The organism is Mesorhizobium sp. USDA 3734 (assembly GCF_056279665.1).
In genome coordinates this window covers 4,700,980-4,727,899 of the sequence record NZ_JBWCCW010000001.1, presented here as the reverse complement: position 1 = coordinate 4,727,899, position 26,920 = coordinate 4,700,980, and the positions used below count along the sequence as shown (strand labels likewise).

The following is a 26,920-nucleotide window of genomic DNA, read 5'->3' as shown; positions in this document are numbered from 1 at the left end:
CGTTGGTCGATCAGGAAATCCCCGCATTTCAGACTTGTTCGAAAGCGGACTCGCCCCCGTCATTGCATCGTCTTCTGGCGCAGAGCACTCCAGACTGCCGCTCAACGCGCCCACTGCAAAGTTACAAGCCGCGTCAGCCTCTCGAAAGGTAACCCCAGTAGGATGAGAACAATGCTGCCTGCTCAGAGTTGCGAAGCGGCTGCAACCAGGGGGGCATATGGACCGTTTTAACAACGTCGACCCATCCAGGCGATATTCTGCTACGTACAACGCCTCCGTGCAGCAACAGCCGCCAAAGCAAGAGCAAGCAGCATTTGAGCAGCACTTGCGCGACGTGCCACTTGTCAATGCCGCAGGTGCCCGCCCTAGGCGGATCGTTGATGTCTCTCAAGGCGAGCGCATGGGTGTGAGAACTTCGCGCACAAGGAACGGCAATTCGCGGTCACCGTTAGAGCCGACGGCCTACTTGCCCGTGCAAAGTTTCGGTGAGGAGCGGCCTTTCGATAGTGCCGCGGATCGGGGCGATGAGTATGGCGCACCGGCCAAGAGGCAGAGGACGCTAAACAATCCGCAAGAGGTCGCCGTTCAGGGGCTGAGCGAAAGCGGTAATTCAGGCGCTCGCGTGCTGATGCAGGCCGCCACCTGGCTGCGGCCCGCTAGCAACGAAGCGCAGATCGGGCGGGGTCGACTCAACAACCCTGATGCGCCGAAGACAGATCTTGACGGCTTCAAGCGTCCTACCAATGTGACCCAAAATTCAACACTGGTTACCGTGGGTGGCGACAAGAATGCTCTTTATTCCAAAGATGCGTCCCTTATCGAGGTGCTGGAGAAAGCGCTCCGCAAGGGCAAGGTCACGGAGATCACCTTCAACGCCAATGTAAATCCTCTTTTGCGCTTCGCTCGTTGGCTCGTTGCCAACGGAAAGCAGTGCTTTGCTACTCGCCTTGACGAGAAGTCGCTGAACGAGGATTTGAAGAAGTACGCGCGAACGGGTGGTCCGTCCCTCGAAGCGCTGATGCTCCATCTCAAGACTGCGGAGGCCGGCGGCGTGCCAATTTTAGGTCGCTCTGTCCGGAATCCCCGTTCCCGGGACGAACCCCTCGTCAAACTGAACAATGCAACGCCGTCTGCAACACTGGTTACCGTGGGTGGCGACAAGAATGCTCTTTATTCCAAAGATGCGTCCCTTATCGGGGTGCTCGAGGAAGCGCTCCGCAAGGGTAAGGTCCCGGAGACCACCATCAAGCTCAATGTAAATCCACTTTTGAACTTCGCTCGTTGGCTCGTTGCCAACGGAAAGCAGGGCTTTGCTACTCGCCTGGACGAGCCGTCGCTGAACCAGGATTTGAAGAAGTATCTGGGATCGGGTGGTCCCTCCCTCGATTTGCCCATGCGTCATCTCAAGATTGCGGCGGCCGGCGGCCCCCTGCCAATCGCAGGTCGCCCTGTCCGCAATCCCTATCCCCAGGACGAAGCCCTCATCATACTGTACAATGCAACTCCGTATGTGAAAGACGCCAAAGGTAAGGCACTGAGGTACACAACTGCTCTTAGAAGTTTTAGTGATTACCTACAGAAAAATGGTAAGATGGGCATTGCCGCTCGGCTTAACCACAAGACGCTGGATGATGATGTCAAGCTCTATCCCGGTGATTGCCCAACGATCCAAGTCGCGCTGGGACATCTGCGGAAATCGGGCGCCGGAGAGTTGGGATCTGAAGGCCATATTTCCCCTGTTTTGTGCGACGATGCTCAGTTTGTGCCAGCGCAGCCTGCCAGAGTGCGCTCAGACACCTATGGCGGTCTTCAGTCTTTTGTTGATCTGAATGCGCCCACACCGTCCGACTTACGCGACGATGCTCACTTTGCGCCAGCGCCGTCCGTCAGGGCGCGCTCAGATACCTACGGCGGTCTTCAGTCTTTTGTTGATCTGAATGCGCCCACACCGTCCGACTTACGCGACGATGCTCACTTTGCGCCAGCGCCGTCCGTCAGTGCTCGCTCAGATACCTACGGCGGTCTTCAGTCTTTTGTTGATCTGAATGCGCCCACGCCGTCCGACTTGCGCGACGATGCTCATTCTGGACCGGTGCGTCCGCAGCGGCAGATGCTCCGCGATGCGGAGTGGCAGTCCATGATGCAAGGGACAGGGTCCGCCGCCGTTCCGGGGGCGGGAGAACCCAATGAGGTTCAGCTCATCCATCGCGGTCGACCTGGGCCCATGAGTGAAGCTGCGCCAGCGGCACCGGCAAGAGCTCCCCAACCCGCCTCGCCAGTCACCGCCAGGCTGCCAGGCACCTACCGCGGTCTTCCAGTGGTTGATGTGACGACGCTAACGACCAGTTCCTCCGATGCTCAGATCGGGGCGTTCGATCCGACAGCCTCGTCCAAGGTCGCCAACGGATCGGTGCTCGGCGCCACCGAGTGGCTGAGCGACGCCCATATCCAGAGGGATTACCATTTGCTGGAGGGGCAACTGCAGGGGATCAATCCGGAGCTCGCCGCCCGGACACGGCTGGTGGATCCGTCGGTATCCCATCTCCTGCGTCATGTGGGGTCGAACACCGCGCAACACACATTGCAGTCCATCTATAATCAAAGCACCGCCCCGGCCGACTTCCTGTTCCTGCCCGTGAACAATGGCACTCTTGATAGGCTCGGCACCCATTGGTCGCTGCTGCTCGTTGATCGCCGCGAGCCGGAAAGACCGGTCGCCTATCACTACGACTCCCGCCAGCGAGAGGGTTACAACGACGTGCCTGCAACACAGCTCGCAGGACTGCTGAACGCCACCTTGGCGCCAGCCCCCATGGCCCGACAGCCGAACCATTATGATTGCGGCGTCTTTGTGCTGGACGGCACGTGGGCGCTGGTTGGACGATTGGTGGAAGGGCAGCGGCCAGACCGCGAGCCGCTGCCCCTCGACAACCTCGTCGCCGATCGGCAGGCGCTGCAAGACCGGCTGAGGGGGCGCTTGCCGCACGAGGAAGAGCCCCGGCAGCTGTTGGATGATGAACCCGCCTCCCCACCAATGATGGCATTCGAGCCAGGGGAACTGCGGCAGCTGTTGGAGGACGAGCCCGCCTCCTCTTCGCCACGAATTAATTCGACCCGACATGCGCGAACGGACGGTGTTCATCAGCCAACCCAGGCGCCGTGGTTCCCTCAACGCAAAATATAACTCGGACCTGCTTTGCGGCACAGGCCCCGTCCAGGTTGTCGTGAGCGGCGAAGGGAAGGTGCATGTCCTTCGGGTTGCGTCGCTTCTTGGCACGCCTTGAAGTCCGCCATGAACTCAGCCGCATAGGCATGGCCGCCTCATCGTGCTGATGCCGCAGCGCGCATCTCCTTCACAAGCCGGTCCTGCAGCGTAAGCGATGTCCCGACGGCACCTTTCGGTGATTGGCGTGAAGGACGATGTTCGGAGCCTTTGAGGGCTTCGACACATGACGATTTCAGAGCTTACGCTTAAATCCAGCGATCACGAGCCCGCGCGCCGGTTCGAGGTGTTCACGGGCTCCGGTCGGCGGCGCGAATGGCTGCCGGAGGAGAAGGCGCGGATCGTGGCGGAAAGCTACGAAGCCGGCGCGACCGTGAGCGCGGCGCGGCGATACGCTTTGTCCCCGCAGCAGCTGTTCGCCTGGCGTCGGGCCGCTCGTCAGCCGTTGGCGGAAGCGCCGGCACCGGAATCGTTGTTTGTTCCGGCGGTGATTGCAGCGCCGAGGCCTGAACCGGCGGCAAGGCGGCGGCGGAAGCAGAAAGCCGCCCGAGACGGTGTGATCGAGCTGGAGATAGGCGGCGTCGCTATGCGGGTCGGCCGTGGCGCCGACACCAGGACGGTGGCCGCTGTAATCCGAGCGCTAAAGGCGACGACGTGATCGGGCCGACGGGTGCGGTCAAGGTCATGGTGGCGACGAAGCCGGTGGACTTCCGCAAGGGTGCGGAGGGCCTCGCGGCGCTTGTGCGCGAGACGATGGGCGCCGATCCGTTCTTATGCGTCGGGCGAGATTATGTGGCGGAGCCGCCCTGACCCCTTTCGGGCCGGCCAAACCCAGCTTGCCTCCGCCACATAATATTTCATGCCTCTCTCATGGCGCGGGATTTCCCTGGTGCCACAACGCCGGAGGGGCAGAATGCTAGAGTTCTATTTTTCCTATTGTGGGGTGCTCAAGCGCCTGCGTAGCGGTGCACTCGGTGGCGAGATGGATCGCCTCGCGGAGCATTTTTTCGCCCTTGGTTACCAGCGAGCGTCCGCCAAGATTTACCTGAGCCGGATCGCGCGCTTTAGCCAGTTTGCCGCAACGCGCTGTGGTCGGATGCCGATCCATCAAGATGTCGTCGACAGCTATTTATGCACGTTTACTACGGATTCTCCGCGCATTGGCGCCGCATCGGCGCTGGGACATGCACGGCGAGTGGCTCCGGAGCGCTTCATTGCTTCCGCTCCCAGGGTAGATGATGATCCGGATGCTCCGCTTCTGACCTCATTTTCCGACTATTTGCGCAAGGTGCGAGGACTTGAGCCGAAGACCCGCGAAGGCGTTCTACTGGGCGGCCGCCGCTTTCTGGATTGGTTCCGCCACCACCATCCCGGTCAAAACCTGGAGGCGTTGACGGCTGAGCACGTCCTCGCTGCTGTCGAGCATCGGCTGTCGCTATCGGCGACCACCGGCACCCGCACGGCAGCGACTTCTCACATCCGAACATTTCTTCAGTTTTTATGTTGGGCTGGCCACCATGACCAGGATCTCGACCGCGTCGTCCCAAGGACGCCTCATTGGCGTTTGGCGCATTTGCCGCCGCGCCTTGCATGGGATGACGTTCGGCGTGCGATCGATGCGATCGGCGCAACGACGCCGGTCGACATCCCCGATCGAGCCGTCCTGCTGCTACTGGCCACCACGGGCATTCGCAACGGTGAGCTACGCGCCATTCAGCTGCAGGATATCGACTGGCGTGCTGGCGAGGTTTCTGTCCGGCGCACCAAGGGCAAGCGGGATCGGGTGGCGCCGCTGCTCGAGGAGACTGGCGCCGCACTCGCCGACTACGTCCTGCGCGCTCGACCGAAGGTGGATAGTCCGTATCTGTTCCTGTCCTTCACGCCGCCCGTGGCACCGTTCAAATGCGCGTCGCCTGTTTCGAGGATCGTGCGGAAGCGGTTGCGACATAGCGGGGTTGAGCTCGGGCGGGTAGCAGGCGCGCATCTCCTGCGCCACAGCCTTGCCACCCAGCTCGTCAAGCAGCGAAGGCCGATCAACGAGGTCGCCGATCTCCTAGGACACCGCAGCATCAACACAACGGCGCTGTACGTAAAGGTCGCGACCTCGCAACTTGCCGAGGTCGCACTCCCCTTTCCGGGAGGCGTGGCATGACCGCCTTTGCCCGATTCCTCGGCGAGAAGGCCGAGTGTTACATCGAGCTACGCCACTCCCTCGGCTATGCCTTCAGCAAGCAAGCCGGCACGTTGCGGGCTTTCGTGAGGTACGTTGGGCGCGCTCAGCTCGATGCGCCCGCAACCCGGACGATGGCGCTGGACTTCGTCCTGTCGTTCAGCGGCGCCGCCAACAGCCGCGCCATTCGCCATGGCGTGCTCCGCCGGTTTTACGAGTATCTCGCCGTCTACGACGCCCGGACCGAGCGCTTGGAGCGCAGAGCCTTCCCCAGATCCAGAGCGATTCCGCCTCCGCGTATTCTCAACGAGGCTGAGTTGACGTCACTCATTGACGCATGCGCCCGCATTTCGCCTAGCATCCCTCTGCGAGGGCGGATGATGGCGACGCTGATCGGATTGTTGGCAAGTTCAGGGCTGCGATCGGGCGAAGTAGTCGGGCTTGATCGTTCCGACGTTGATCTCACCAACGGGGTTCTCCTCGTTCGGAAGACAAAGTTCCGCAAGGATCGTCTCGTTCCAGTTCACACGACAACCCAGGCTGCCCTTGGTTGCTATGCCCGTGAGCGCGACGCCGCTTTCCCCATACCCAAGGATCAGGGCTTCTTCCTCAGTTCCCGGGGCAACCGCCTCTCGGCGACCGGCCTGCAAAACGGCTTTGCCGAGGTCCGTAAACTCGCCGGCTTTAATCGCGGTAAGCCGTTAAGGCCGCACGATCTCAGGCACCGGTTTGCCGTGACCCGCCTCAGCCTCTGGCACCAACAGCGCGCAGACGTTCAGGCGCTATTGCCTTTGCTGGCCACATATCTCGGCCACGCCAGTTACACCGACACGGCCTACTACCTCACGGGCTCGGCGGAGCTCCTGGCCATCGCGGCTGAGCGTGCCGCCCTCGATGGAGGCGCAGCATGAGCGAACACCTGCTCCTTGCGCCGCTCCTGGAGTCCTATTTCCGCCGGCGCCTGACCAAGCAGCGGAACGCGACTCCCGCGACCGTGGCCAGCTATCGGGACGCCTTGCGCATGCTGATCCTCTTTGCCGCTGCCCGATTGCGGAAGAAGCCGGCGGCGTTGGCGCTCGAAGATCTCGATCGAGACCTCGTCCTCGCTTTTCTCGATGAACTCGAGGAGAAGCGGAACAACTGCGTCGCCACGCGCAACGCCCGCTTGGCCGCGATCCGATCTTTTTTCCACCACGTCGCTGCCTCCGACCCGGCGTCCTTCGGTGTGGCCCAACGTGTGCTGTCGATTCCCATTAAACGGGCGCACATCGAGGTAACGCACCACCTCACCAAGGCCGAAGTGGACACCCTCATTGCGGCGCCCGATCCGAAGACGCCCCGTGGTCGGCGCGACCGAGCTTTTCTGCTCTTCCTGGCACAGACCGGCGCCCGGGTCTCCGAAGCCACCGGCGTCAACGCAAACGACCTTCAGTTGGAGCGGCCGCACCCACAAGTGCTGCTGCGCGGAAAAGGGCGTAGAGACCGCGTCGTCCCTATTGCTAAGGACCTAGCGCGGGCGCTGACATCCTTGTTGAGCGAGCGCGGGATCGCCCATCACGAGCCGCGACCGATATTCGTCGGCGCCCGCAACGAGCGCCTGACTCGTTTCGGAGCGACCCATATCGTGCGGCGTGCCACTGAGGCCGTGCCTACCAGGCCGGCCTTGGCCGACAAGCCCATATCGCCGCACATCTTCCGGCACTATCTACCCCGCCCGACTATGTCGAGTAGGCAGGATGATGCCCCACGATTCCAAGGGTTTATAGGATAGCATGTAGAGATAGTTTGTAGCCCTTCCAGCAATCCAGCCTGGAGAGGGAGCAAACAATGAAGTATTTCATCAATGATGATTTTGCGTTGTCGCGGTCGCCAGAGGGCCCGGTGGCGAGTTATATCGTTCCGTTTGCCGAATGGCTCGGTGATCGAGGCTACGGTCTTGTTTCCATGAGGAACCAGGTGCTGCTGGCCGCAGGCTTCAGCAAGTGGCTCGGGCAAAAGGGGATTGAGCTAAGCGACATAAGTGGAGACCATCCTGGGCGTTATTTGCTGGATCGAGCGCAGCGGCCAAAGCTTGGAGATACCGCCGCTCTTCGACATCTACTGGCTTTTCTGCGAAGCCAGAACGCAATCGCCGAAGAGATTAAGGCCGACCACAACCCATCGCCGGTAGAACAACATGTGCAGGCATATGAGCGGTATTTGCATCACGCGCGGGCGCTGTCTCGTCAAACGATCATAAATTACCGGCCAGTTGTCCGGGATTTTCTCAACTTCCGCTTCAGTGATGGCGAGGTCTCGCTCGCACAATTGCGTGCCGTCGACGTGACCGATTTCGTACGAAAGAAGGTTTCGCGCCTCAACATGCGACGCGCGAAGATCATGACCACCGCACTGCGGTCGTTTCTCTCCTATGTGCGTTATCGTGGGGACATCACGTCAGACTTGGCAGCAGCGGTTCCGATCGTGGCCAATTGGTCACTGTCGTCCATTCCTCGTGCGATTGGCCGCGATGAGGTCACCCATTTGCTCGCCAGCATCGATCGGCAAACGCCTATCGGATGCCGCGATTATGCGATGATCCTCGCATTGGCGCGGTTGGGATTGCGGTCGAGCGAGGTGGTGACGCTCGAACTCGATGATATCGATTGGGTAGCCGGAGAGATCCATGTGGTTGGCAAGAACGGGCAGCGCAACGATCTTCCGTTGCCGGCGGATGTTGGCGAGGCGATTGCCGACTACTTGCAGAAGTCGCGTTCACGCAATGCCAGTCGTCGCGTCTTTTTGCGCGACAAGGCCCCGATCCGGGGTTTCACCGGCCAGTGTGGACTCGGTTCCGTCATCCGACGCTCACTCAAAAGGGCCGGGATCGACGCTCCCACAAAGGGAACGCACCAGTTCCGACATGGGCTTGCCTCAGAGATGTTGCGTGGCGGCGCCTCGCTCGGTGAGATCGGTGAAGTTCTGGGCCACCGTCATGTTCAGACAACGGCGATTTACGCCAAGGTCAACCTTAGCGCGTTGCGAACATTGGCGTTGCCGTGGCCGGGAGAAGCCCAATGAGCACACTCCGACAGGCTGTTCAGGACTACATCGAGATGCGGCGAGGGCTGGGGTTCAAGCTGCGAGAGACCGAAAGGGGATTGATCGATTTCGTCACCTTCCTGGAGGCTAATGCCACGCCATATGTCACGACGGAACTGGCCCTTGCCTGGGCTCAGCGACCATCCCATGCGCAGCCTTCGCATTGGGCGACACGGCTGGGGTACGTCCGCGTATTTGCCCGTCATCGGGCTGCCGCTGATCCGCGGACCCAGGTTCCTCCGGATGGTTTGCTGCCCTTTCGCCCGAAGCGGGCACGGCCGTATCTCTACTCCAAGGAAGATATCCAGCGCCTCCTGTCCGCGGCGCTTGAGATGCCGTGCCGATATACCCGCTGTAAGCTCAGGCCATGGACATACTATTGCCTGTTCGGATTGCTGAGCGTTTCCGGCCTGCGCCTCGGCGAAGCCCGCAACCTCAAGCTCTCGGACATCGATTTCGATGCCGAGGTGCTGACGATCCGCGGCACGAAGTTCGGCAAATCCCGTCTTGTGCCGATGCACGCATCAACCAGCACAGTGCTCCAGGATTATCTCAAACGCCGCCGACAGCATTGTGCAGCCCAGGCGGCGTCTCCTTATTTGTTCACGTCCCAGTTGGGCAACCGCCTTGATGTGGGAGACATTCATCGAACATTCTATGCTCTGTCTCGCCAGATCGGCCTGCGAGGCGCAATCGACAGCTACGGCCCGCGCCTGCATGACATGCGGCATGTGTTCGCGACGAACACGCTGGTGCGTTGGTACGAAGCCGAGCAGGATCCCGAGCGGCTGCTGCCCATTTTGTCCACCTATCTCGGTCATGTCCACGTGGCCGACACCCAATGGTACCTCACCGGTTCGCCCGAGCTGATGAAAGAGGCAATGCGCCACCTTGAGTGCCGCTGGGAGGATCGGACATGATCAAGCATGCCAGCCTGGCGCCGCTTTTGGAGCGCTTTTTCACCCAACGCCTGATGCAACAGCGGCAGGCAAGCCCTCATACGATCAGTTCCTATCGTGATACATTTCGGCAGTTGCTGAAGTTCGCGGAACGAACATTGCATAAGCCGCCGTCTCGCCTGAACTTCGCGGAAGTCGATGCGCCGTTGATCGTTGCCTTCCTTGATGACCTGGAGAACCATCAGGGTATCAGCATCCGCAGCCGCAACTTGCGCCTCACGGCAATTCATTCTTTCTTTCGCTACGCGGCATTCGAGGTACCGGAGCATTCCGCCCAAATCCAACGCGTGCTTGCAATCCCCAGTAAGCGCTTCACTCGAACCCTCGTTAATTTCCTGACCCGCCCTGAGGTCGATGCCTTGCTGGCCGCACCGGATCGATCGACCTGGTCCGGGCGACGCGATCATGCGTTCCTGCTGGTCGCCGTGCAGACCGGATTGCGGCTATCGGAGATCACGGGCCTCAAGCGCGACGATCTGTTCTTCGGCACGGGCGCCCACCTGCGCGTCATTGGCAAAGGGCGCAAGGAACGCTGCACCCCGTTCGCCAAGTCTACGACCGCAGTCTTGAGAAGCTGGCTGAAAGAGCCTCAGCGCGGAGAAGAGAGTATCTTGTTTCCCAGCGCCAGAGGTGAGCGGCTGAGCGTTCATGGCGTTCAGTATATGCTGAACAAACACCGCCAGACCGCTTCTGCCATTTGCGCGTCGCTGAATCGAAAGCGCGTCACTGTTCATCGTTTGAGGCACACGATGGCCATGGACCTCCTGCAGGCGGGCGTCGATCGCGCCGTCATCGCTCTGTGGCTCGGCCATGAATCGGTCGCGACCACACAGATCTATCTCGAGGCGACGTTGGCGATGAAGGAGGCGGCGTTGGCAAAGACGTCCCAATATTCCGGCAAATCATCCCGCTTCCGGCCCGGCGACAATTTGTTGGGCTTCTTGAACAGCCTGTAGATTGAGCTGACTATGTCGGGTGGCCCGTGCGTTTCTGCAGGAAATATCTCTATTCTTCAGACACTTACTGTTGCGGTCAAAGCTACTCGACATAGTCGGGCGGGGTAGATAGTGTCTCCTATATCGATCAAGACATAGGAGGCACTCCCTCGCCATGAAGCTTCTCCAGTCCGGCGTGGATCTTTTGACGATCCAAGCCTGGCTCGGGCACGCACAGGTCGCCACGACCCACCGCTATGCCGCAGCGGATGTCGAGATGATGCGCAATGGACTCGAGAAGGCGGGCGTCACCGGCGATCACGGCGTGCGTTTCCGGCCAAATGACTCCGTTCTGCAACTGCTGAACTCCATCTGATGTTATGTGGCGGAGGCAAGCTGGGTTTGGCCGGCCCGAAAGGGGTCAGGGCGGCTCCGCCACATAATCTCGCCCGACGCATAAGAACGGATCCGAGCCGGCATCGCGCACCAGTGCCAGAAGGCCGTCGGGACCTTTTCTAAAATCGACGGGATGACTGGCGACCAACACCTTCACGCCGGCCGGGATCATGCCTGGCGAACCGCCCGGATGATCCGCACCAGCTGCTCCTCATTGATATCGGCACCGGCGCGAATGACCACGCCACCCAGCTCGATCTCCACCGACGCAGACGCTGTCGGCGTGACCTCGACAAAGCCGAGCCGCATCTCGCTGCCGCCTGACCGCACCGCTCTTGATCGCCTTGCGCCGCCAGCCGAACAGCTGCGAGCTCGCCAGTCCAGCCTGGCGCGCGATCGCCGACACGTTCGCCCCTGGCTTCAGAGACTCTTCAACCAGCCGTGCCTTCGTTTCCGCCGACCAGCGCCGCCGCGGACGCTGCGACTTGCGTCCAGCCGGTTCGCAACCGCCTCAAGGACATGGAAGCTCCTATCATCAGGCATAGGCGCAGACATAGAAATTGACACTGCAAGCTCCTCAGCTCCTTCAGTGTCACTATCTCTCGCTCATCACCTCAAACCGCGCCAGATGGGGTCAGCTTGGCGCTTACGCAAATGCTGCTGAAGCCAGTGATGATCTGGTCAGCATACACCACTCGGTGACTTTGCATTAGCAGCTGGACGCGGGAGCGCATCACCGCACCCCAGGTCACACTACCAAATTCGCGCTTTTCCGACGACGAACGGGAACGACCTGTCGGCTCAAGGCGGCGCTCCTCCTTCTCGTCCCACATAAGAACTCGGCCTCGCCGCCGAATCCGGCGCGATCCAAGGGCGCCGTTCCGCTGGCGGATTGCGCGTGAATTCAACTGATCAGAGCTTGGAGGGCAGCAGAGGCAGCCCTCTCAGCACGGGCGACGTCTGTCCGCGCCAAAGCTCTGCATGCCACATACGTCGCCTCACCTCGCGCCGTCTCAAGATGGAAACGAGCATCACGCGTTTTGTCACTTCGGGTAATCCTGAATGAAGTGACAGCGCCTCCGCAAGCCAGACGACTTGACCCGCGCCTTCCTGGGCGGTGTAGGCCTAACCCTGCTTTGAGCAATGGTTAAATGTTTAGCCATGTCGGATGTCGTGTGTCGGACGAAACCTTCCGTCAGCTAGTCGTCAGCCGAGCGGTATATCTACACCTGTCGTGCTAGCCGACCTGAAGCCAACGGAAAGATAGCAGTACAAATTCTAGCATAGCGAATTGGCGCGTCCGATGCTGACTACATGCCCATGGCGAAGCTGGCGAGGCAAATCAGTTGGAGGCAGCGGCAAAAAATCAGGAAGCCAAGATTGTGGGGCGTTCCCGATGAACCTCGCCGAAGGGGTTTCAAGGCGGCAGCCGATGTTCGGCGCAAGTGGACGAAGAGCAGTGCCGGCAAAACGCGAGCGTGCCAAACAACCACCATGCGTTGCGATCGCGTACGAAGCTGCTGATCTTGGGCCGCTAGTGAGGCGCTTTGGCCGTCGTGGCTCCCAGCTGACCGCGACGGTTGACGAAAGGAAGCTTTGGGTCCTGAGACGTCATGCCACGTGCGATCTGGGCGGCTGCGCTCATCGAAGCCTTGATAACGCCCAGCGACATCAGCCCCCAACAGCATAGACCACACATTCTCGCCAAATACGGGAGACGCTATATGACGGGCATTGGCCGATCTGGACGATCGCAGACTGAAAAGAGAGCCGGAAGGGCAGGGGAGGCGAGCAGTTCGCGCTCGCAATCAAGTCTTGCGCCTGGGGGCAGGCGGCGATTCGTTCCATGCCGTCGTGGAACATGCGCTCTACGGCGATAGACAGAAGCACTCCTGCCGCTCCAAGGCAACGCGGTGCCGATGATGCCCTGCGCGAGAGGCCGTCCGGCCCCTCCGTTGGCCTGGACCGGACCCTGGACACTGCGTGGCATGCAGCCAGCGCGCCACGAGCAATTGCTCCGCGGCGGCGCAGTGTTCCCTCAATGTATGAGGGTGAAACCCTGGCGCCAGTCGCCAGCCAGCCGCCAACTTCGGATGTGGCAGTCCCCATTTCCTTGTCACGCGAAGAAATCAACTCAAGAACGCGAGAAATGGGCAGTCTGCTTACCGAAATGACCAATTACTATAATGCGGCCATGCAGGACGAGGCTCAAGAGCTGGTCGATCGGGTCGTCAATGCGGGCGCAAGAGCTCTGGAATGCTACGCGAGCCTGCCCCGGTCTGTAGCGCGGACCATTGTGGACGACGACCACGTGCGTACCTGCCGCTCCATCGTGTCTGAAATGGTGAAGCGATATAGCAGTCTCGCCGCACCGACTGGCGAAAAATTGTTTCGACTAATAGGACTTATGAAAAACCTTACCCCGGATCAGGCGAGCCGATCGAATCCTGGTGTGGTGAACGCGCATGTGGCCTTCGTGGACTGGTGGGGAAAGAAGGTAGAGCACCACGAACGGGAGCGATCCGCCTGGGTCGCCACTTCCGGCTTACCAAGTGCAACGGCCGAGTTGCGGCAGGAAGAAGAGTCCGCACTGCGGCTGTCCACCGGCTGGATACTGAATACCAAGCTCTTGCAGCTGCAATCTCGGATCCATCTCGCGGGGGTTATGATTGAGCCGCAGGCGAGCACGTTCGAAGCACCCATCAGGGAAATCCTCTTCGGTGAGAACGGGCAAACGCGTCTGATGGGTAAGTTTATCGGCGACGTTTTTCCGGCATTCCTCTCGACGGGCGACGCTGTTCTGCGCAGCGCTGGGCGCCCACTCGACACAGATCACTGCGCTGTTTTGCAAGGTGTCTTGGAGCGGCTTTCGGAATTTGCGTCGGCGTTGCAGGTCATCCACACCAAGCTAAACGATAACCAAAAAGGTGCCGACCTCCCATTGGAACTGTTGAGCGAGATCGTGGACGACGCGTGGATCATTGCGCACGAGGTCATGGACTTCCTGGGACTGCAGCCGAAGCCGCCAGCCACTGCACTGCCGGCCGTCGCTGGCGCTGCGATACCAGCCGAAAATGCCGGCAAGACTACAGTGCCCGAAAGCACTACAGCGCCCAGAAAAAAGGGAAAAGCAAAAGGCAAGCGCGCCGCTGGCGCCAGTAGTTCGGGCGTGCGGCGGCCGGAACCGCAAGTCGCTGCGGCCGTCAGCGACCCTGCGCCAAAAGGCAAGGTTCTCGTGCGCTCGGAGCTAGGCACGAAGAAGCTCGTGAGCGCAGAAGAGGCGCAGAACAGTGCGTCGTCCGCGGCAGCACGCTTGGCGGTCTTGCAAATAACGACGGGGGAGGACACCAAGTCACTAATCGCACGGTCGAAGGAACTTTTGAAGTTCGATCTGCCTGCTCAGCAAAGTTTGGTCTCGCGGGCGCACCACATGAAACCCGAGGACGCCGAATACACCGTCGGCGCCGCGGTCCAGCGCCTGCAAACGCAGGCTGAAGGGATGGAGGCCTGCCTCTCAGCGTTGGAGGCCTCTCTTCGCTCCAAGCTGCACGAGGGAAAAACGGCCGAAGTGCACCGACAAACAGTTCAGCTCAAGGTCAGGTTGTCCGAAGTGCGGGGATTGGCAAAAGCTTGGGACGAACAAAAGCCAGCTATGACTATAGATTGCATGAAGAGCTATTCATTTCCCTCGCAGAACTACCTTGAGCAGTTGCGGGCGGCCGGGGAGTTGACAGCACTGGGTCAGCCGCGCGCGTTGCCAGGAGATCCGAGCAATCTGTTCGAGATCAGGCTGCAGCCCAACGCGCTGCGCAACCGTACGATGCCGAGTCCAATGTGGGTGCACATCCATACTACACGACCGGTATATGCGCAGCAGTTGGCAACGCTGGACACCACCGAGTTCGCCGCTTGCCACGTCAAATCCGGTGAACAGCGCGGCCATAATCGGCAGTGGCAGGACGCCCGGGCTAGGGAGGGTTACGACAACGTCGTAATCCACCGCGGCAAGCTCACCCCTGCGTTCTGCAAGTCCTTGTTGGCCACTTAGTGGCCATGCACGTCCATTCTGGTTGCCGAAGCGGAAGTTTCGACGCAGGCTGTTCACCAAGGCCCGGCCATCGGATCCTGCCGAGCTGCAGAGAATCGCTCTGGCTCTTGAAGCCGAGAACGCGGAGCTGCGCATCTGTGCCGATCTGCTTCGGCAGATGATCTTCGGGGCAAAATCCGAGAAGCTGGCCGCCTCGATCCGACGCAGATCGCGCTCGATCTCGGCGACCTCTGCGAGGTGCCGGTCGCGACCAATGACGATGCCGCCGAAGACAAGGATCGTCCGCGGCGCAAGCACCGGTCGGCATCGCGCACGATGGGTGCCCTGCCGAAGCATCTGCCGCGCTGGGAGGAAATGATCGAGCCGGAGAGCACAGTCTGCTCCTGTTGCGGACTGCCTCCATCTCATCGGCGAGGATGTCAGTGAGGCCCTCGATATCGTTCCGGCACTGCTTCGCGTGATCCGCACGATCCGGCCCAAATACGCCTGCCGGGCCTGCGAGGCCCATGTCGTCCAGGCGTCGGCGCGAGCGCGAGTGATGGACGGGGGCATGGCAACGACGGCGCTGGTGGCGCATGTGGTCGTCTCCAAGTTCGCCTGGCATCTTCCTCTCTATCGTCAGTTGCAGATCTTCTCGGGTATGGCATCCATCTCGACCGTGGCACGCTCGGCGGCTGGTCGGACGGGCCGCCTGGTGGGCTGAAAGGAATCCGATCTTCAACAAAAATCTCCGGCGTGCTGAGGTGCTGCGGTTGTCGAGAAAATGCCACCGTGTTTGGTTGCAATGGAGGCCTGTCGCGGATCTAGTACTTCCTCGTCATGGACGATGAGGATTTCAGGGAGCTGACGCCGTTTCAAGGGTTCGGCCGCAGCTGGCGCGAGCGCTAACACCGCCCTGAGCAGATCGCGGTTCCAGCGGATAGCCGGGTTGCGGCTGGTGATGTGGATCCCGTGAGCATTTCAGCTTTGGAGGCGGTGCCCCGTAGGACTGATGCCGCCCTGCTGTGTTATTTTACAGGACAACCGACTGTCGCGGAGCGCGTGAGTGGCTGGCAAGGTGCAGGTCACGCCAAGGCTATGCAGGTCTCTGTTACCGACGGCCACGGTCTTTCACCCGACCCATTCGGCGTCAATGATCTGCGAGATTTTTGTTTGGCACGTCTGGGGGCCGAAGCTGCTCATTTTCTCCGTCTCTTTCCAGGGGTGCACTCCCGCGCGAGGTGGCAGAGCCACTGAACATCGGCAAGACCTCGGTTTCGACCCATTTACTGTGGGCGCTGGAGGCGGGGCTGTCGTGCTGGCACTGCATGGGCTGGACGGCGATGCGGCGCTGAACAGCTTCGGTTCACCGAATGGGCCGTCCGCCACACGTTGTCGTGTCAGGTTATCGACAGCTTGCCTATGTCAGATCCAAGCCCAGCTTCAAGCGGGCTTATATTGCTGAAAGGGAGAACGGATGGATTTCACGTCGACCAAGCGGGTGTGCGGACAATCGAACAGGGCCGGCCTGCAAAATAGCTCACGTGCGGCTCCGTCCGCAGGTGCGGCGGCGTTTGAGCGGCAACTGAGCGAGCTCGCCAATTCAGGTGGAGGTGGTGGAGCAATGCCGGCCGGCTCGGCGCTGCAGCCGGCTCGGGCAACTAAATTTTTGAGAAGGCTCAGCAAGCACCCTGTTCATTTCAGGGATGAAGACTTTATCCTCAGCCTTGAGGAGGCCCTCGTCAAGGGCAACGCCGCGGAGTCCACCGCCGAGAACAATGTAAGTACTCTTCTGAACTTTGGCCATTGGCTCTTTGCAAACAACAAGGATCCCATGGAGGGTCGGCTCGACAAGCAGTCGCTGACCGATGATGCGCGCAAGTTTATCGGAAACGGTGATCCCTCGAGGCTGTTTGCGGCAATAGGTCATCTCCGGACCTCGCGGTCGACGGGCGGAATCGTGCCGATCGCAGGCCGCTCTAAGTTGACTCCGTATCTTCAGGACGCGACTCTAATCGATGAGTATAGAAACGAAGCAGCGACAAATACCGGCAGTACGAATGCAACTGTTCTTAGGAGCTTCAGTGACTACCTGCGTCAAAGCAACAAGAAGGGCATTGCTGATCGGCTTTCCGGTAAGGCGTTGGATGGAGATGTCAAGGGCTATAAGGACGCCGGTGGTCATCGGAACATCGGTCACGCATTGGCTTGTCTCCGAAAATCGCAAGCCGGCCTTAAAGTGGTGGAGCTCGAGCGCCATATTCCTCCCGTTCCTGATCGTTTGGAGCTGATGGACGAACCCGGCCCGTCGTCTTCGGCGCCGCGGCCGGCTCAGTCAGCTCCGTTTCGCAGGAAGCAGCAGCCTCGAAACCAGCAGCTTTCCTATCCCCAGGATGCTTCCCTTATTTTAGGCCTTGAGAAGGCTCTCAACAAGGGTAATGCCGCCGAGGACACCGTCAAGAATAACGTCCGTATTCTTCGCCGCTTTGGCCGCTGGCTCCTCGCAAACAACAAAGATCCCATTAGTAATCGGCTCGACTCCGAGTCACTGATCGAGGATGCGCGCGAGTTCGTCGGAAAGGGCAATCCCACGAGACTGATTACGGCAATAGGTCATTTCCGGACCGAGCAATCGACGGGCGGCGTCGTGCTGATCGCGGGCCGCGCTGAGTTGACTCCGCATCCGGAGGACGCGGCACTGATCAAAGAGTACAGAAAGGAAGCAACGACAGATACCGGCAGTACGAATGCAGTTGCTCTTAGGAGCTTCAGTGACTACCTGCGCCAAAACAACAAGAAGGGCATTGCTGGTCGGCTTTCCGAGAAGGCGTTGGCTGAAGATGTCAAGGCCTATAAGAATGACGCCGGTGGTCAGCGGAACATCGGTGCTGCACTGGCTCATCTCCGAAAATCGCACGCCGGCGTTAAAGCGATGGAGCGCGAGCGAAATATTCCTCCCGTTCGTGATCCCGCAGGCGCAGCACTGATGGAGCCGGGGCGGGTCGGCGAGGCAATCGCGCAGCACAGCCCGTCGCAGGAACCTGGCAGCTGGCCAAAGGAGCTTTCTGCGGCAGCCCACGATCAGGATGTACGTTTGGAGCTGATGGACGAAGCCGGCCCTTCGTCTTCGCCGCAGCGGCCGGGTCAGTCAGTTCGGCTTCGGAACCAGCCTCTTTATCGCGAGGATGCTCCGCTGATTTTGGGGCTTAAGGGCGCCCTCATCAAAGGCGGGGCCACTGAGAGCACCGCCAAGCACCACCTGAGTACTCTTCTCAGCTTTGGCCGCTGGCTCCTCGCAAACAACAAAGATCCCATCAAGGATCGGCTCGACCACGGGTCGCTGAACGAGGATGCGCGCGAGTTCATCGGAGAGGGTGATCCCTCGAGGCTGCTTGCGGCAATAGGCCATCTCCGGACCTCGCAGTCGACGGGCGGAATCGTGCCGATCGCGGGCCGCGCTGAGTTGAAGCCTTGTCCCCAGGACGCGGTTCTCATCGAACGCTACAGAAAGGAAGCACCGACAAAAACCGGCAGCAGAAATGCAACTGTTCTTAGGAGCTTCAGTGACTACCTGCGTCAAAACAACAAGAAGGGCATTGCTGATCGGCTTTCCGGTAAGGCGTTGGATGGAGATGTCACGGGCTATAAGAAGAACGCCGATGGTTATCAGGCCATCGGTTACGCACTGGCTAGTCTCCGAAAATCCCACGCCGGCGTTAAAGCGATGGAGCGCGAGCGCCATATTCCCGCCGTTTCGCCCGAGTGGGTCATCATCAACAAAGAACATTCCACAACGCTGTTGAGGCCAGCGAAGCGGCAGAGGACCCTGAATACCCCGCCAACCGTCGCTATTCAGCAGCAACTGGGCGAGAGCGGCAATTCAGGCGGTCGCATCCCGATGCAGCCCTCCACCTACCAGATGGGCGCACTGCAAGCGGAGACTAGCGGCGTCGGAGGCGCCACTGCGCAGCAAAGTGCCCCGCATGAAGCTATCGCTTTGCCATCCGTCGTTGCTATAGAAGATTACGATCAGGATCTACTTTGGGGGGAGGTGGATAAGGCCGGCCCACTGCCATCGCTCGGGTCGAGCGCGAGCCATCATCAGCCGCCGGATTCCGCGGGAGCCGTTCATCCTTTGAACTGGCGCCACGACCACCAGTCGGCCGCGGACGAGTTGCCCGGGAGCAACGTCCTGCCGAGCCGGCAGGACGGCGGGGTGGAAGCAATGGTCCATGAGAATCCGCCCACACCATTCGAGCTCAATGCTTGGGTTGCAGCGCCTGACTTTCAGCCGCTGTTTACCGGGCCAGTACCGGCTCATCACCAGGGCGTTCGACAGCCCGGCTCGCTGCAGGAGCTTTCTCCCGTGCCGGCGTCATCGGACGATGAGGCTTTGGCGTGGCTAAGCGAGGAGTTGGTGCGGCGGATGCTCCGCGAGACGGAGTGGCAGCCCATGATGCAAGAGCCAGGGTCCGCCGCCGTCCCGGGGGCGGGAGGGCCCGGTGACTTTCATCTCGTCAATCGCCGTCGACTTCCGCCGATGACTGAAGCTGCGCCAGCACAACCGACAAAGGCTTCCGAACCTGCCTCGCCAGTAACCGCCAGGGCGCCAGACACGTACCGCGGTCTTCCAGTGGTTGATTTGACTGCGTCCACGCCCACCTCCTCCGATGCTCAGATCGGGCCGTCGGGTCCGAGAGCCCTGTCCAATGTCCCCAACGGATCGGTGCTCGGCGCCACCGAGTGGCTGAGCGACGCCCATATCCAGAGGGATTACGATTTGCTGGCGGAGGAGCTGCGGGGGATCGATCCAACGCTCGCCGCCCGGACGCGGCTGGTGGATCCGTCGGTATCCCATCTGCTGCGTCACGCGACGCCGCAAGACGCGCAAGCGACATTGCAGGCCATCTATAATCAAAATGTCGCCCCAGCCGACTTCCTGTTCGTGCCAGTGAACAATGGCACTCCGACTAACCCGGGCACTCATTGGTCGCTGCTGCTGGTTGATCGCCGCAACCCGGAAATGCGGGTCGCCTATCATTACGACTCCCTCCAGCGACGGGGCTACAACGACGAGCCTGCAACACAGCTCGCCAGGGTGCTGAACGCCACCTGGGAGCCAGCCCCCATGACCCGACAGCCGAATGATTACGACTGCGGCGTGTTTGTGTTGGACGGCACGTGGGCGCTGGTTGGACAATTGATGGCCGGGCAGCGGCCGGACCACGGACCGCTGCCCCTCGACGACCTCATCGCCGACCGGCAGGCGCTGCAAGAGCGGCTGAGGCGGCGCTTGCCGCACGAGCAGGAGCCCCGGCAGCTGTTGGACGATGAACCTGCCTCCCCACCAATGATGGCATTCGAGCCAGGGGAACTCCGGCAACTGCTGGGTGAGGAGTTTGCCTCCTCTTCGCCACGAACTAGTTCGACCCCACCTGCGCGAACGGACGGTGTTCATCAACCAACCCAGGCGCCGTGGCTCCCTGAACGCACAAGATAACTTTGCGGGGGAGGAGCCGTCACGGCTATCCGTGGCGCCGGGCGTCACGCCGTCATTGCCCCGATCCGATCGGGCCAGCCGGTTATAGGCGGCGTATCCGTCGACCTGCAGGATGCCGCGATAGCCGTCCAGATGGCGGGCGACGCATTCGCCGGCACGGCTGTCTTCGAAGCGGTAGGCGACGATGGGCGGTCCGCTGCCACCGAACGGCCGATCATCGCGGAGATAGGTCCAGAGGTAGGCCGTCTTGGCCTTGCCCGATCCTGGGGCCAGCGTTGGGAGGGTGGTCTCATCGGCAAAGACCCGCTCACCCTGCTTGATGCGGGTCAGTGCGTAATCGGCGAGCGGCTCGAGCTCGAAGCCGACCTTGCCCATCCACTGCGCCATCTGTGACCGGTCGATCTCGACCTGATCGCGGGCATAGATCGCTTCCTGGCGGTAAAGCGGCAGGCCATCGGCGTATTTCGACACGGCGATCTGCGCCAGCAGCGCTTCGGTCGGAATGCCGCTTTCGATGATGCGGGCTGGAGCGGCTGCCTGGATAACGCCGTCCCAGCCCTTGTAGGCATATTTGGGTCGACGCGTGACGATCACCCGGAACTTCGCCGGGGTGACATCGAGCCGTTCGGAGACGATCCGCCACGGCTCGTCCTCCTGTGGTGAGGATCGGCTCGGCCCGTCCGAGAAACCCTCGGACGCGCAGTGTAGGGCGAGCCACCTCATCGGCAGAGGCGGACATACGGTCTTACCCTGCAGCGTCTGGTTGGCGCGCTCAACGCGTCCCTTCGCCTGGGGGAGTTGGCGCAGATGATGTCAATGTTGAGCTCATAGAGCGCCCGGCCGAATTGCGTCAGACCGGCTGCCGCGGTCCAACTTGGAACCATGCGTCGTCCGCAGTCACGCTGTTTTCCGCCAGCCAACGGAGCCGTTCCACATATGTCGCGCTTCTGTACCCGAATCAGCTCCAGCGCAAAGTCACAGAAAGGGGTGGCGGTGTGATCTCGAGAAGCAGCCCGAGCGCTCGATCTCTAAGACCCATAATCAACGCGGCGCTTCAACGCGTCGGCACACTAGCGAGGCGTGTCTCGGTGCAGCGTTCGGGCAAGCGCCGATCGCGCGCTTTTCCTGCTCGATGAACTATAGAAGCGCGACCTGACGGCGAACAGGGAGCACCGGCGGTATTTATCCTGTAACGTGAAGGAGAAGGCAATGCTCATGTCGTGAGGATGTCCCGAACGCGAGCAACAGATCGTCGCGCTCTCCCCGGGCCCTGACACATCCGCGCGCTACAGAACCACGGTGGGCAGCCGCTCGAATGCCCAGGATGCAAAAATCCACAGATGCATTCCGGTCATATGCTAGCTGCCAAGCATATGACCGGCCTTTCGCAAGGCGCTTAGGAAGAGACCGGCATCGACGGTGACATCGATCTTGGCCTGCATTGACAGGGGCATGCTAGTCCAGTTCTCCAACGGCGCAATGAAATGTGAGAAGGTACCATTGACCATGCAATAGCGGATAACAAGGCCCTGTCTGTCCAACGCGACCACGCCAGTCTGGTCGCCTCGATATCGGATGGCTGCGACCCTCTGGACCTCCGAGTCACCGTCGACCCGCACGTCGAAAACCAGGATACCGTGGCTCCTCGCGGCGATCTCCGCGGCTTTTTGGTTGAAGCTTAGGGAGAGTGAGCGGACGCTTTCGACCGCCATTTGGAAAATCGCCAAATCCAGTTCATCCAACGCCATTTAGGCAATTGCGCGCAATACAGTGGTGATTGCAACGCCGCACACGGCTTGTTCACAGATGTCGGCGCACGACCAATCCCTTGTTGGGCTGCCGCTCGGCCACCGATGGATTGCGAGTTCCGGTTAGGACTGATCCTGAAGCGAGGCGCGCGCACTGTCCTTGAACTTGGCCTTCTGCGCTACGACCGTGGACGCCATTCCTTCCTCGCTTCGCCAATCTACCTTGGCCTCTGCGAGCATCCGCTACTCGAACGCAGATTTCGTCGCCATGTCGTGAGGTCGCTTCGCATTTGTCCTGCTGAGCATACGCTTGAGTCTAACGTCCACTGAAGAGGCTTAGCCCCGCTGTCGGGACCTGCTGCACCACGGCACGTCAGCGCAGCAGACTCCACGGGGTTCACAAAGTTGACTCGCTGGGGTAGGGGGAGCGCAGAGAAATCTCCGGTCGCAGCCTTACCCGGTCAAAACAAGGATACCACGATGAAGACTCTCGTCATCTGCTCCGGCGGATTGGACTCCGTTTCCCTTGCTCACAGAGTGGCAGCGGAGCACGAGCTCGCCGGCCTCCTGTCTTTCGATTACGGCCAACGGCACAGGAAAGAATTGGGCTTCGCGGCTCTCTGCGCGGAGCGACTGAACACTATGCACCAGATCATCGACATCTCCGAGGTCGGCCGCGGCCTTTTCGGCTCAGCCCTGACCGATAATGTTGACGTGCCGGACGGCCACTATGCCGAAGACACTATGAAGATCACGGTGGTGCCGAACCGGAACGCCATCATGTTGGCAATCGCCTTCGGTCTCGCCGCCGCACACAAGGCCGAAGCGGTGGCGATGGCCGTACATGGCGGCGACCATTTCATCTATCCAGATTGCCGTCCGGCCTTCATCGAAGCTTTCCAGATGATGCAAGACCGCGCGCTGGACGGCTACGCAGAGATTCGCCTTTATACGCCTTTCGTGAACCTCACGAAGGCGGACATCGTCGGGGATGGAGCAAGACACGGAACGCCATTTGCGGAGACCTGGTCATGTTACAAGGGCGGCGAGCGTCACTGCGGACGGTGTGGGACCTGCGTCGAGCGGCGCGAGGCGTTTCATCTCGCGGGGCACGCTGATCCAACCTACTACGAAGACGCCGACTTCTGGCTCGAGGCGCTGCGGAGGAGGAGCGCCTGATGTTCCGCATCACCAAGGAATTCCACTTCTCGGCCTCGCATCAGCTCACCTCTTTGCCTTCGGACCATCAGTGTGCGCGCCTGCACGGGCATAACTACATTGTCGAAGTGGAGCTTTCGGCCAAAGAACTGGACGCACACGGCTTCGTGCGCGACTATCACGATTTGGCGCCGCTCAAACGCTATATCGATGAGAGCCTCGACCATCAGCACCTCAACGACGTGCTGGGACATGAGCAAGTCACGGCGGAATACCTGGCCAGACATCTTTATGAATGGTGCAAGGCACGTCTGCCGGAAACCGCGGCCGTGCGGGTGAGCGAAACCCCGAAAACCTGGGCGGAATACCGGCCGTGACGGACATGCACCCCGCAATCCGTGTGAGCGAGATATTTGGGCCCACCGTCCAGGGCGAGGGAGTGCTAATCGGTTTGCCTACAGTCTTCATAAGGACCGGCGGGTGTGACTACCGCTGTTCCTGGTGCGACAGCCTCCATGCGGTGGACAATCAATTCCGCTACCAATGGAAGATGATGACAATCGATGCGGTGTGGCAAAGCGTCGTTGCGCTTTCCGGTGGCCGGCCAGTGATGGTGTCGCTGTCAGGCGGCAATCCGGCCATTCAGCCGCTCGATGCGCTCATCGAGCGGGGCCATGGTGAAGGTTACCGATTTGCGCTGGAAACCCAAGGTTCGGTGGTCAGGGACTGGTTTGCGGATCTTGACGTGCTGGTCCTCAGCCCAAAGCCGCCATCAAGCGAAATGAGCACCGATTGGGCTGCATTCGAGGCGTGCATAGAAGCGGCGCAGGAGAAGCCGCAGGTCGTGCTCAAGCTCGTTGTTTTCGACGAGCGTGACTACGACTACGCCAAAGGCACCGCCGCGCGATTTCCACGCCTTCCGGTCTATCTGCAACCCGGCAATCACACGCCACCGCGCCCTGGCGATGAAGGCGCGCCTGTCGATCTGGAAGGAATAATGAAACGCATGGAGTGGCTCGTTGAAAAGGTGACACGCGACAAGTGGTTCGAAGCGCGCGTGCTGCCGCAGTTGCACGTTATGCTCTGGGGTAACAGGAGGGGCGTCTAGTCTCGCCTGCTTTGTGCGGGAACTGGGCCTGCGAATCTTCGGCTGGACGGGTTGGCCCATATTTGAGGGCCCCGCCGGGGTACCTGCGGCGGTGCTGGGTGCTTTTGAGCACACACCGGAGGGGCTCAGCTACCGCTCGGGATATTGTGGCCGCTCTGGGCACCCGTGGTTCAATCCTGGCGCAGTTGACCTACCGCGCAGCTCGGTTATGGCGGAGCACCCATGGCAGGCGCCTGTACCGCCGTTCCTATGCGGATGTGCCTAACGCTTTCAAAGTCGGCGAGATTCCATCTGAGTTTATTCTGGGAGAGCTACAGGATATAGACACTCTGTTGGGGGCCTCTTTCTTCTATATCGACCAGAGCGGGGATCCTATCGGGCTCATCCACACCACGCAGCGAGGGGAAACGGAAGACAGCTCCAGTATCGACCTTGTGCTGGTGTCTGCGGATCACCGAAGCAGAGGGATCGGCTCAGTGCTCGTTGACGCAACGCTTCAAAGCCTGGCCTCTGATGGGCCCACGGATGTTGCGTCTCTTACATGGCAAGGCAATGTCGGAATGAATGCGACCTTTAGCAAACGTGGTGGTCGCCGTGGGCTTTGGCTACTTCACCTACACCATGGTCGCCTAGTCCTGTGACTTTGACCCCTGGCATTGAGAAGCGTGGTTCTACATGGTGGAGTTGGCTCTCGCCGTGCTGGCGTTGCCGACGTTCGTAGTCTCCATCGATCTGAAAATTGTTCATCTTGCCTTGCCTGCCATCGCGGCCGATCTCAATCCCAGCGGTACGGAGATGCTTTGGATAGTTGTCCTTTATGCTTGGCCAATATCTTCACGCCCAATGTCAGCTAGGCCCGATCTCCCTGCCGACCAGCGCGAGGACTCGGAGCCGGTCCGCGCCCTCCGGTCGCAGTGGATTGTGCAGCAGCGCCGTCGTCGCCCTGGCCTGCGCCTGCTCGAGCAAAGCAGGAGGCGCTCGTTGATGGGACAATCTGCCCTGGCGCCAGGCCTCCGCAAGAGCCGAATCCCCAAGAAGGCGACGCACGGCCGCCGCGTTGCTGGCGACGTCGCCGCCGTCGGCCGGGATGTCCGCAACATGGCGCGCAAAGTGATCGGCGCCGTCTGCGCCGGACAGAAGAAGAGCACCAGGGTGGTCGTCCAGGCTCGGTTTGCCTTCCGCCTCCAGCAGATAAATGGCCATCGCCGTGAACTGCTTTTTGCGTTGGCGGGGAGGACGCAAGGCTTTGAATAGATTCAGGTCGATTGCTAGCTGTCGCGCTCGGCAGCCGCGAAAGCCGCGACTGATCGGCGCCCTTCGATCGCCGGACTCCATCGCCTCCGGCCGCCAAGCAGATCATTGCCAAAGGTCGCGGGTAACAAGCCTCTGCCGCATCGAAAGGGTTATCTGCTGGAGGACTAGACGAGATGTCCATGGGTGCTTTGGCTTGGTCGCTCGATGATCGAGGTTGGCCTTCGCATAGGCGTGTTCGAAGGCATGAACCCTGATGGCTTCCTTGATCAATAGGGCGACCGAGCCGCCGGCCGGCGCCTGCTGTCGTGGAGCCGCCGTCTGCTGGGCTGTGGCGTCGTAAATGACGCTGCGACGTTGGACATCGCGGCAATGCCCTCCGGAGACGGCGGAGGCGCAACTCGGTGACATCTTGCCTTGGGCCCAGTTTGTAAGGACACTCCGGCGATCTATCTTGCGGGGATCAGATGCAGTGCGGATTTCCCGCCTCTCACGGCCGCCGTCGACAGCTTGCGGTCGAAGCTCGCCAGATGGCCACTATGCGCCTTAGCGAGCGCAAGAAGATAGATGTCGGTAACCTGTGCTGAAGTCAGGACTTTTGCCGCATCAATGTCGCCTGAGCCGACGAGGCTCACATCGTCGGGCCAGAAGCTGTGGCCGGGCAGGGCGCGTAACTTAGTAACGATCTGCGCGACGACAGCAGGCGAACCGGGAGAATTGGGATATTTCGGATTGCCGATGATGCGGATGACGCCGTTTTCGGTGATGGGACAAGTGGCCCATGCGGCGTGACCGATCGCTTCGAACCAGCCATGCGCGTCGTCATGGGCGACATGGCCAGGATCGATCAGCGCGATCAGTACATTGACGTCGAGCAGGAAGGTCACGGCAGCTCGTCACGCAAGGCATTGACCGTCTCAAGCGTGACAGGAGGTGTATCCGACCGAGGCGACAGCAGAGGAATCCCGTTGCGCTCGCCGCCGGCCTGCGGGCGGCGCAGTGAGCGCCGGGCGAGATCGGTGATGATCTCACCGACGCTGCGATCCTGCTGCCGGGCCATGGCCTTGGCCGCGAGCAGGACGTCGTCATCTATCGCTAGTGTCGTTCTCATATCGACCTCCCGGTGCGCATCAATCATCACGCATCATATAGCGCAGCGAGGACAGCCACTCAAGCCACTAGGACCCGCTGGGAGCGGCGAAACTCTATCCAAGAGAGCCGTCGCCAAAGCGATGTGACCGACGTGGAACGGCTCCTCGCTATCCAACGAAATCTCCAGCCAGGCATAGGTCGCCTCGATATTCGCGACCGTCGCGCAAAGGGGCCGTAGGCGGCCGCCCAGGCAGCGGCCACGCCGCCGACGC

19 protein-coding genes and 6 pseudogenes are annotated in these 26,920 nt (G+C 60.7%); 18 read left to right on the top strand and 7 right to left on the bottom strand.

The window, feature by feature from the left end:
• Positions 1-217: 217 nt before the first annotated feature.
• Positions 218-3,184 carry a Ulp1 family isopeptidase gene (locus ACZ89F_RS22910; RefSeq protein WP_476094363.1) on the top strand — a complete coding sequence of 989 codons (2,967 nt, stop codon included), beginning with the start codon at positions 218-220 and terminating at the stop codon, positions 3,182-3,184.
• Here ACZ89F_RS22910 and ACZ89F_RS22905 read toward each other — a convergent pair.
• A pseudogene (locus ACZ89F_RS22905) lies at positions 3,180-3,375 on the bottom strand (ISNCY family transposase); the annotation flags it as partial. The gene ACZ89F_RS22910 and the pseudogene ACZ89F_RS22905 sit on opposite strands and share 5 nt — an antisense overlap.
• Positions 3,376-3,449: 74 nt before the next feature.
• On the opposite strand from ACZ89F_RS22905, the gene tnpA reads away from it, so the two are divergent.
• From tnpA to ACZ89F_RS22860, 9 genes and pseudogenes are all read left to right on the top strand, one after another.
• A complete protein-coding gene (gene tnpA / locus ACZ89F_RS22900) occupies positions 3,450-3,881 on the top strand; it encodes an IS66-like element accessory protein TnpA (protein WP_476094362.1) in 432 nt (143 codons plus the stop codon).
• Positions 3,878-3,994, top strand: a pseudogene (gene tnpB, locus ACZ89F_RS22895) (IS66 family insertion sequence element accessory protein TnpB); the annotation flags it as partial. The gene tnpA and the pseudogene tnpB, both read left to right, overlap by 4 nt.
• A 142-nt stretch (positions 3,995-4,136) precedes the next feature.
• Positions 4,137-5,375 carry a site-specific integrase gene (locus ACZ89F_RS22890; protein ID WP_476094361.1) on the top strand — a complete coding sequence of 413 codons (1,239 nt, stop codon included), beginning with the start codon at positions 4,137-4,139 and terminating at the stop codon, positions 5,373-5,375.
• Positions 5,372-6,304, top strand: coding sequence for a tyrosine-type recombinase/integrase (locus tag ACZ89F_RS22885; protein WP_476094360.1), 933 nt, complete (start codon positions 5,372-5,374; stop codon positions 6,302-6,304). Before ACZ89F_RS22890 ends, ACZ89F_RS22885 begins: the two co-directional genes overlap by 4 nt.
• Entirely contained in the window at positions 6,301-7,164 is an 864-nt protein-coding gene (locus ACZ89F_RS22880; protein WP_476094359.1) for a tyrosine-type recombinase/integrase, read from the top strand. The genes ACZ89F_RS22885 and ACZ89F_RS22880 overlap by 4 nt, the downstream gene beginning before the upstream one ends.
• A 56-nt stretch (positions 7,165-7,220) precedes the next feature.
• The gene (locus ACZ89F_RS22875) at positions 7,221-8,453 is read left to right on the top strand and encodes a site-specific integrase (RefSeq protein ID WP_476094358.1); all 1,233 of its coding nucleotides are present in this window, start codon (positions 7,221-7,223) and stop codon (positions 8,451-8,453) included.
• Complete coding sequence (locus tag ACZ89F_RS22870; RefSeq protein WP_476094357.1) at positions 8,450-9,394, top strand: tyrosine-type recombinase/integrase; 945 nt, start codon at positions 8,450-8,452, stop codon at positions 9,392-9,394. The genes ACZ89F_RS22875 and ACZ89F_RS22870 overlap by 4 nt, the downstream gene beginning before the upstream one ends.
• On the top strand, positions 9,391-10,389 hold the full coding sequence (locus ACZ89F_RS22865) for a site-specific integrase (RefSeq protein WP_476094356.1): 999 nt from the start codon (positions 9,391-9,393) through the stop codon (positions 10,387-10,389). The genes ACZ89F_RS22870 and ACZ89F_RS22865 overlap by 4 nt, the downstream gene beginning before the upstream one ends.
• Before the next feature lie 151 nt (positions 10,390-10,540).
• Positions 10,541-10,744: pseudogene (locus tag ACZ89F_RS22860) on the top strand (tyrosine-type recombinase/integrase); the annotation flags it as partial.
• A gap of 188 nt (positions 10,745-10,932) precedes the next feature.
• Here the strand turns inward: ACZ89F_RS22860 and ACZ89F_RS22855 are convergent.
• Both ACZ89F_RS22855 and ACZ89F_RS22850 read right to left on the bottom strand, forming a co-directional pair.
• Complete coding sequence (locus ACZ89F_RS22855; protein WP_476094355.1) at positions 10,933-11,094, bottom strand: hypothetical protein; 162 nt, start codon at positions 11,092-11,094, stop codon at positions 10,933-10,935.
• A gap of 40 nt (positions 11,095-11,134) precedes the next feature.
• A pseudogene (locus ACZ89F_RS22850) lies at positions 11,135-11,188 on the bottom strand (hypothetical protein); the annotation flags it as partial.
• A gap of 1,725 nt (positions 11,189-12,913) precedes the next feature.
• Here ACZ89F_RS22850 and ACZ89F_RS22845 point away from each other — a divergent pair.
• The 3 genes and pseudogenes from ACZ89F_RS22845 to ACZ89F_RS22835 all read left to right on the top strand — a co-directional run bounded on the left by ACZ89F_RS22845 (position 12,914) and on the right by ACZ89F_RS22835 (position 20,291).
• Positions 12,914-14,812 carry a hypothetical protein gene (locus tag ACZ89F_RS22845; protein WP_476094354.1) on the top strand — a complete coding sequence of 633 codons (1,899 nt, stop codon included), beginning with the start codon at positions 12,914-12,916 and terminating at the stop codon, positions 14,810-14,812.
• Positions 14,813-14,861: 49 nt separating this feature from the next.
• Positions 14,862-15,516 (top strand): annotated as a pseudogene (locus tag ACZ89F_RS22840) (transposase domain-containing protein); the annotation flags it as partial.
• Positions 15,517-16,268: 752 nt separating this feature from the next.
• Positions 16,269-20,291 carry a Ulp1 family isopeptidase gene (locus tag ACZ89F_RS22835; protein WP_476094353.1) on the top strand — a complete coding sequence of 1,341 codons (4,023 nt, stop codon included), beginning with the start codon at positions 16,269-16,271 and terminating at the stop codon, positions 20,289-20,291.
• A gap of 45 nt (positions 20,292-20,336) precedes the next feature.
• On the opposite strand, the pseudogene tnpC reads toward ACZ89F_RS22835, so the two are convergent.
• Positions 20,337-20,924, bottom strand: a pseudogene (tnpC, locus tag ACZ89F_RS22830) (IS66 family transposase); the annotation flags it as partial.
• A 725-nt stretch (positions 20,925-21,649) separates the two neighbouring features.
• Complete coding sequence (locus tag ACZ89F_RS22825) at positions 21,650-22,039, bottom strand: hypothetical protein (protein WP_476094352.1); 390 nt, start codon at positions 22,037-22,039, stop codon at positions 21,650-21,652.
• A gap of 480 nt (positions 22,040-22,519) precedes the next feature.
• On the opposite strand from ACZ89F_RS22825, the gene queC reads away from it, so the two are divergent.
• From queC to ACZ89F_RS22800, 5 genes are all read left to right on the top strand, one after another.
• A complete protein-coding gene (queC, locus tag ACZ89F_RS22820) occupies positions 22,520-23,218 on the top strand; it encodes a 7-cyano-7-deazaguanine synthase QueC (protein WP_258119878.1) in 699 nt (232 codons plus the stop codon).
• A complete protein-coding gene (gene queD, locus ACZ89F_RS22815) occupies positions 23,218-23,574 on the top strand; it encodes a 6-carboxytetrahydropterin synthase QueD (protein ID WP_258119877.1) in 357 nt (118 codons plus the stop codon). The genes queC and queD overlap by 1 nt, the downstream gene beginning before the upstream one ends.
• A gap of 5 nt (positions 23,575-23,579) precedes the next feature.
• Positions 23,580-24,305: a 7-carboxy-7-deazaguanine synthase QueE gene (gene queE / locus ACZ89F_RS22810; protein WP_258124006.1), complete on the top strand. Its 726-nt coding sequence runs from the start codon at positions 23,580-23,582 to the stop codon at positions 24,303-24,305.
• Positions 24,306-24,403: 98 nt separating this feature from the next.
• Positions 24,404-24,946: a GNAT family N-acetyltransferase gene (locus ACZ89F_RS22805; protein WP_476094351.1), complete on the top strand. Its 543-nt coding sequence runs from the start codon at positions 24,404-24,406 to the stop codon at positions 24,944-24,946.
• 34 nt (positions 24,947-24,980) lie between these two features.
• The gene (locus ACZ89F_RS22800; RefSeq protein WP_476094350.1) at positions 24,981-25,559 is read left to right on the top strand and encodes a hypothetical protein; all 579 of its coding nucleotides are present in this window, start codon (positions 24,981-24,983) and stop codon (positions 25,557-25,559) included.
• Between the two features lie 446 nt (positions 25,560-26,005).
• On the opposite strand, the gene ACZ89F_RS22795 is transcribed toward ACZ89F_RS22800, so the two are convergent.
• Positions 26,006-26,443 (bottom strand): TA system VapC family ribonuclease toxin, encoded by a 438-nt coding sequence (locus ACZ89F_RS22795; RefSeq protein WP_476094349.1) that lies wholly within the window; start codon positions 26,441-26,443, stop codon positions 26,006-26,008.
• Positions 26,440-26,667 carry a CopG family transcriptional regulator gene (locus ACZ89F_RS22790; protein WP_476094348.1) on the bottom strand — a complete coding sequence of 76 codons (228 nt, stop codon included), beginning with the start codon at positions 26,665-26,667 and terminating at the stop codon, positions 26,440-26,442. The genes ACZ89F_RS22795 and ACZ89F_RS22790 overlap by 4 nt, the downstream gene beginning before the upstream one ends.
• Positions 26,668-26,920 lie beyond the last annotated feature (253 nt).